A 6,000-nucleotide genomic window follows, 5' to 3' on the forward strand; every position below is an offset into this window, starting at 1 on the left:
CCACGCGCACTGACGCCTACACTTTTGCCATGTCCTTTCCGGTGACGCTCGTGGGGCGACACCTTCACCTGGCCGGGCGGACAGAGGGTGAACATGCGAAACAGACCTGGCCTTCCCTCCGCCGTTGTTCCCGTGTTGCTCGGCCTGCTGGCCTCCAGCGCCGGGGCCGCGCCGCTGCCCACCACCACGCTGACGCCGAAAGGGGCGACATATAGCGTTCAGGTCGCGCCCGTCCCGCCGGGATATACCCAGACCTTTCCACTGGCCCTGAACACCAGGGGCGCGGTGCTGCTCGCCGCCGTGCAGGGCAAGACTCCTGACGCCCTGTTCGTGTGGTCCGGCGCGGCCCTCAAGCCCGTCACGCTGCCTGCCGCCGCCAGGGGCGGGGAACTGTCCAGTTCGGCGGGGCGGCACTGTCTGGCAGACGACGGGCGCATGGTCATCAACACTTTCAACGGCACGCCGCCGCTGTATTACGACGGCAAGACCTTCAGCCCCATCGCCTTTCCGGGCGCACGGACGCATGGGCTGTTCCTGGGCGTTCGGGGCTGTTCCTCCAACCTGAACGTCGTCGCCTCGGCCCAGACCGGGGGGGCCAGTTACCTGTGGAAGCCGGGCGGCAAGATCATCCCACTGGGGCAGGTGTCCGCCACGGCGGTCAATGCGGCGGGAAGTGTGGTGTCGAAAAACGGCGTCTCACAGGGCGCGAAGGTGACGCGGGCCGCAGAGAAGGGCTGGACCCCAGAATTCATCAACGACGCGGGCCTGATCCTGGGCAGCGACGACGACGGCGCGGCCCTGCACGTCTGGGAGGCGGGCGCGGGCAAGGGAATGCTGCTCTCGCCGCCCAGAGGCTCGGACGCGGTGTTCGTGAATTCGCTGAACAACAAAGGTCAGGCCGTGGTGAACACCCTGGACACCAACATCTTCCTGTATGACCACGCGGCCCGCAGTTATGCGCCCATCCGGGTGGACGGCTGGAGCCTTTCCTATATCAGCGTCATCAACGATCAGGGCTGGTTGCTGGCCTCGGGCCATCCGCTGAACGACGACAAGACCTCACGGGTACTGCTGCTGAAGCCGAAGAAGTAGGAAACGGTCCGAAGGCCAGGAGACGGGGGCGGTCTCTGGCTTTCAGGCGCACGACGCGGCCTATCCGTCCATCAATTTGGGCAGCAGGCGCACCCAGTTGGTGTCCGGCCAGTGGTCCAGAAAAGCCAGCGCCTGTGGACTGAGGGGCGCGTCCAGTTCAATCGCCAGCAGCGCCTGACCGCCGCGCGTCTGGCGGGTGCAGGTCAGGGCGGCGATGTTCACGCCATCGGCGGCGATGGTGCTGGCGATGCGGGCGATCATGCCCACCGCATCGGTGTAGCGCAGCAGGACGGTGGGGCTGAACGCGCCGAAGTTGACGCCCAGGCCCTGCACCGCCGTCACCAGAATCACGCCGCCGCCCGTGCTGCTGCCCTGCACCGTGACCTTCTCCTCATCGCCGTACAGCTCAATGTGCGCGGTGTTGGGATGCACGTCGCCCAGGTCCACATCTTTGAATTCGTACTCCAGACCCGCCGCCGCCGCTTCCTCAAAGGCGCGAGGCAACCGGGCGTCGTCGGGCAGAAAGCCCAGCAGTCCGGCCACCAGCGCCAGATGCGTGCCGTGGCCGCGCCCGGTCTTTGCAAACGAGGCGTGCAGGCCGATCTTGGCCCGCTTTGGGGCCTCCCCCAGCAGATGGTGGGCCACGAGACCCAGGCGGCAGGCCCCCGCCGTGTGGCTGCTGCTGGGGCCGATCATCACCGGGCCAATCATGTCGAGGAGGGACATGGGGGGAGTATAGGCGTCTGGAAACCGCAGTTCCGTACACCCCCTCCACCACTGGCATCTCTCAACGAGGGTCTGGGGCCGACAACGGAGCAGGCAAGGCGGGTGGACGTGTCAGAAAGAAAATCCCTTCTCGCCCATATGACGAGAGAGGAAAAGAAATCCCGGAGGACTGACTGAAGATTACTGCTGCTGGCCGCTGACTTCCGCCATGTTCTCGCGCAGCTCTTCCAGTTTTTCCTCGCGGTCCATGCCGGGGGCCAGAGCGTCGGCGTTCACGTTGCCGACTGCGCCCTGCATGCCCTCCTCAATCACTTCCTGCTGGTCCACGTCACCACTATTGGCTTCACGCTGGGCTTCATCGGATTTGGTCATGCCCCCAGAGTGGCCTGTGCCAGCGTCTGGAGGATGGGAAATGTGGGCAGATTCCTTCATGCGGGCCGCTTCACGCAGGGCGCGCAGGCTGACACCGGGATGGGCCAGCGCGGCGCGGACCAGGGGCAGCCGCACAGCGTTCGGGGCGTGTGCAAACACCTTCAGCATGCTGCGGGCCAGCTCGCGCACCCCGGTATGCGGCGCGAGAAAAGCGTGCCACTCGGCGGCGGGCAGGCGGAAGAAGGCCGCAAAAAACTGCCCCAAGCGGTCCCCCGGCAGTTCCAGCAGCGCTCCCAGGTCCAGCAGATGGACCCCCCGCGCGGCACGGCGTTCCGGGGGCCAGAGGGCGTCCCAGCCAGCGGCGGCAGCGTCACTCCCCTGCGCGAACGCACGCGCGATGGCCCCCGCCACACGCGGCGCGTCGTGCAGCGCCCCGGCCACCTGAAAGCCGCTGATCGGGTGGACCAGCCCCGCCGCCGCGCCGTAAGCCAGAATCGGGCCAGGAACAGGTGCAGGCGCGTTCATCGGGAAGGCCACCCACTCGTTGGATTCAGTGTCGTGCGGGGGCGTGCCGAGTGCCTCCAGGCGGGCATACAGACGTGCCTGCATGAATTCGCGGGTGGGCGCGGGACGGGCGATCAAACTGGTCTCCTGCACGAAATAGCGGTCCCCGCCCAGATGCATGGAATAAAGAAATGTCGGCTCGGCTCGGACTTCATTCGGGTCCAGATGAAGAGCGCGGTAATCCATCCAGACCATCGAGCCGGGAGGGCTGGGAGGACGCTGAAAGTGGGCCACGATGCCGTAAGCCGTCTGCAACGCCGCGCCGCCCTCAAATGGTGTGGGCAGCAGCAGGCCGCCATGCCCGGAGGCGTCCACCACCAGCCGGGCCGTCCATTCCTCGCCCGCCTCGCCCCAGACATGCCACAGGTTGCCCCGCTGTTCCGCGCCCGTCACCCTGCCCTGCGTCCAGCGCAGCCCCTCCCCCGCCCGTTCCAGCAGGCTATCCAGCAGGCGGCGGTTGTCCAGCAGCGCATAGGGGCGCAGCAGGGGCGTAGGCTGAGGTCCGGTGTAGACCCGCACATCGGTCCAGACTTGAGCAGTGCAAGCCTGCGCCCAGTCAGGCAGCTCGTCCAGCCACGAGCCGTAAGTGGGGGCAAACGGCTGCGGCGGATGCGGGGCTACCACGCGTACCCTGAGGCCACGCCGCGCCAGTTCGGCGGCCAGCGCCAGACCGGAGGGGCCGCCGCCCACCACCAGCACATCGGTTGTTTGATCTGAAAGGGCGTCCACAGGCATTCGCAGCAGGCTAGCGCCCCCACGACGGTGGGTCTGTGGGGCTTCGGACGCCCGACAATTCCCAAAGCAATTTAAAGCCCGGTTCGGGCCGAACTGTGCGTTTGGCGGCACCGGGGCCAGGAAGGCGGGATTAGCCTCTCTTTCATGTCTTCACGCAAATTCACCCGCGCCGCTGGCCTGGGTCTGGCCGCCGCCACCCTGGGCCTGACGCTGGCCGCCTGCTCGCCCCAGAACACCCTGAACGCCGTGACCTTCACCGGCAGCCTGAACGTGACCCAGAATGTGCCCTACGGCCCCGCGCCGTGCAATGTGATGGACGTGTACGCGCCGAAGAACGTGCAGAACGCCCCGGTGGTGCTGTTCATCCACGGCGGCTCCTGGCAGAACGGCAACAAGGATAGTCACAAGTTCGTGGGCGAGTCGCTGGCCCGCGCGGGTTACGTGACAGGCGTGATGAATTACCGTCTGGCCCCCGAACACCGCTACCCGGACTACATCCAGGACGCCGCCGCCGCCCTTAAAGTGCTGCGCGACAAGGCCCAGAGCTACGGCGGCAGCCCCGACAACCTGTTCGTGATGGGCCATTCGGCGGGCGGCTTTAATGCCGTGGAAGTGGTGGACAACGCCCGCTGGCTGAGGGAGGCGGGCGTGCCCATCAGCGCGGTGCGTGGCGTGATCGGCGTGGCCGGGCCATACACCTACGACTTCCGGGGTGAACCCACCGCCCTGGCCTTTCCAGTGGGCGGCAACCCAGATGACATCATGCCGGACCGCCATGTACGCCCCGACGCGCCGCCCAACCTGCTGCTGGTGGCCGCCAACGACACGACGGTGGACCCCTACAACGGCGTCACCATGCAAGCGGCCCTGAAGAAAGCGGGCGTGCCGTCGGAACTGAAGGTGCTGCCGGGCCTGAACCACATCACCATTATCGCGGCGATGGCGCGGCCCCTGACCTTTCTGGGCAGCACGCGGCAACAGGTGATCGACTTCATTGAGACACACAAACTGCCGTAAAAACCGGGCAGATGGGCTGCGTGGGCGCACCTGTTCCCCCCCCCCCACTGACTTTGCCCCTTGATCCTGTTCGCCCGGGCCATTAGGATAGGCCCCCGTGCGGGCGGTTAGCTCAGCGGTAGAGCGTTCGCCTTACAAGCGAGTGGTCGTAGGTTCAAATCCTATACCGCCCACCACGAAAATGCCCCGCCTGGTGCGGGGTTTTCCAATTGGCTTACGGACACGTTCAGGTCGTTTCCGGTTGTCCGGTGTAGCACGTCAGTCGAGGCCCGGGACGATGTGGGGCGGGGTCATGGGCGATCTATCGACCAGATTCTCCAACGCCCACTGGGCACGCGGTCTGCGGAGCCACACCAGACAGACCGGGACAGGGCCGGAGACTGGCTGGACGCGGACTCCCTCCAGTCACGCCCAACGGTCCGGCCCGCGTCGCTGCATCACTGGTGACAGCCACTCAGAACAGCCCAGTCGGCGTCTGCCCTGCGCTGCCGCAGCAAGGCCACGAACACTTCCGTCAATACAGGGTCAAACTGCCGCCCGGCCTGCGCGCCGATCTCGGCCAGCGCTTCCTGCGGCGTCCACGCCGCCTTGTATGGTCTGTCGCTGACCAGCGCGTCGTACACGTCACACAGCGCCAGAACCCGGCCCGCCAGACTGATCTGACACCCTGCCTTGCCCGCCGGGTACCCCTGGCCGTCCCAGCGCTCGTGGTGATCGGCAATCACGCACAGCGTCGTATCAGGCAGAAAACCCAGCGCCGTGGCGAACTGAACACCCTCTTCGACATGTGAGCGCATGACCGCCCATTCCAGGTCGTCCAGTGGACCCGGCTTGTACAGCACCGTGTCCGGGATCTCGATCTTGCCCACGTCATGCAGGTACGCCCCCCAGCGTAGCGCCTGCCACTGGGACGGCGACCACGACAGGGCCTCGGCCATCCACCGGGCCATTTCGGTCACCCGGTCCGTGTGGCCCTTCATCTCGCTGTCATGGGCTTCCAGCGCCTGTCCCAGTGCCCGCAGCGCCGCTTCACAGGCCCCGCTGGCTTCTGGTGTGGCGGGGCGTCCGGTCAGGGAGGAGACCAACATACTCAAGGCTACGGCTGTGGGCTTCGCCGTGGCTTCACCAGGATGAGAAACAGAGGAAAAACCCCGGTAACTACTCAGCGCGAGAAGTTCGGCATGAGGATGTCACCGCGAAAGACACTCACGAGGCCCTGCCAAACATTCATGCCCTGCTTGCGAAGTGTGGAGACATAGCTGCGAATCCGGCAGAACGCCTCGCCGCCCGCGACAGAACGGAAGCCCCCTGAGATTTTGCGTTTGATGCAAAACATCCGAATATCGCGTTCCGCCTGGTTGTTGTCGAAGGGAACGTCATCCCGTTCGAGAAACAGCAGCACCGCGCCCCGGTGCTGCTGACACCGTAAAGCCAGATTGCGGCCCTTGGTTTGCTTGGGTTTCCACCGGCGGCCCGGCACTGGGGGAGAGGCCG

General features: G+C 66.0%; 6 protein-coding genes and 1 tRNA gene. 3 read left to right on the forward strand and 4 right to left on the reverse strand.

The genetic code is table 11. The features are described from left to right. Positions 1-93: 93 nt before the first annotated feature. Positions 94-1,092 carry a hypothetical protein gene (locus Q319_RS0108225; protein ID WP_156039236.1) on the forward strand — a complete coding sequence of 333 codons (999 nt, stop codon included), beginning with the start codon at positions 94-96 and terminating at the stop codon, positions 1,090-1,092. A 60-nt stretch (positions 1,093-1,152) separates the two neighbouring features. Here Q319_RS0108225 and sdaAB read toward each other — a convergent pair whose 3' ends face one another. Together sdaAB and Q319_RS0108235 are read right to left on the reverse strand one after the other, a co-directional pair. Further along, positions 1,153-1,818 (reverse strand): L-serine ammonia-lyase, iron-sulfur-dependent subunit beta, encoded by a 666-nt coding sequence (gene sdaAB / locus Q319_RS0108230; protein WP_029481775.1) that lies wholly within the window; start codon positions 1,816-1,818, stop codon positions 1,153-1,155. A gap of 180 nt (positions 1,819-1,998) precedes the next feature. Continuing rightward, on the reverse strand, positions 1,999-3,489 hold the full coding sequence (locus Q319_RS0108235) for a lycopene cyclase family protein (RefSeq protein WP_051655208.1): 1,491 nt from the start codon (positions 3,487-3,489) through the stop codon (positions 1,999-2,001). A gap of 144 nt (positions 3,490-3,633) precedes the next feature. On the opposite strand from Q319_RS0108235, the gene Q319_RS0108240 reads away from it, so the two are divergent. Further along, positions 3,634-4,506 (forward strand): alpha/beta hydrolase, encoded by an 873-nt coding sequence (locus Q319_RS0108240; protein ID WP_029481780.1) that lies wholly within the window; start codon positions 3,634-3,636, stop codon positions 4,504-4,506. Between the two features lie 101 nt (positions 4,507-4,607). After that, a tRNA-Val gene (locus Q319_RS0108245) sits at positions 4,608-4,682 on the forward strand. Between the two features lie 261 nt (positions 4,683-4,943). On the opposite strand, the gene Q319_RS0108250 is transcribed toward Q319_RS0108245, so the two are convergent. After that, complete coding sequence (locus Q319_RS0108250; protein WP_051655209.1) at positions 4,944-5,594, reverse strand: HD-GYP domain-containing protein; 651 nt, start codon at positions 5,592-5,594, stop codon at positions 4,944-4,946. Between the two features lie 74 nt (positions 5,595-5,668). Then, the coding region (locus Q319_RS24330; RefSeq protein WP_029481783.1) for an IS66 family transposase at positions 5,669-6,000 on the reverse strand (332 nt) is incomplete at its 5' end.

This window comes from Deinococcus marmoris DSM 12784 (assembly GCF_000701405.1).
GTDB lineage: Bacteria > Deinococcota > Deinococci > Deinococcales > Deinococcaceae > Deinococcus > Deinococcus marmoris.

Coding starts and splice junctions, on each gene's coding strand:
- Q319_RS0108250 (WP_051655209.1), bottom strand. CDS start 5,594: ATGTTGGTCTCCTCCCTGACCGGACGCCCCGCCACACCAGAAGCCAGC.
- Q319_RS0108240 (WP_029481780.1), top strand. CDS start 3,634: ATGTCTTCACGCAAATTCACCCGCGCCGCTGGCCTGGGTCTGGCCGCC.
- Q319_RS0108235 (WP_051655208.1), bottom strand. CDS start 3,489: ATGCCTGTGGACGCCCTTTCAGATCAAACAACCGATGTGCTGGTGGTG.
- Q319_RS0108225 (WP_156039236.1), top strand. CDS start 94: ATGCGAAACAGACCTGGCCTTCCCTCCGCCGTTGTTCCCGTGTTGCTC.
- sdaAB (WP_029481775.1), bottom strand. CDS start 1,818: ATGTCCCTCCTCGACATGATTGGCCCGGTGATGATCGGCCCCAGCAGC.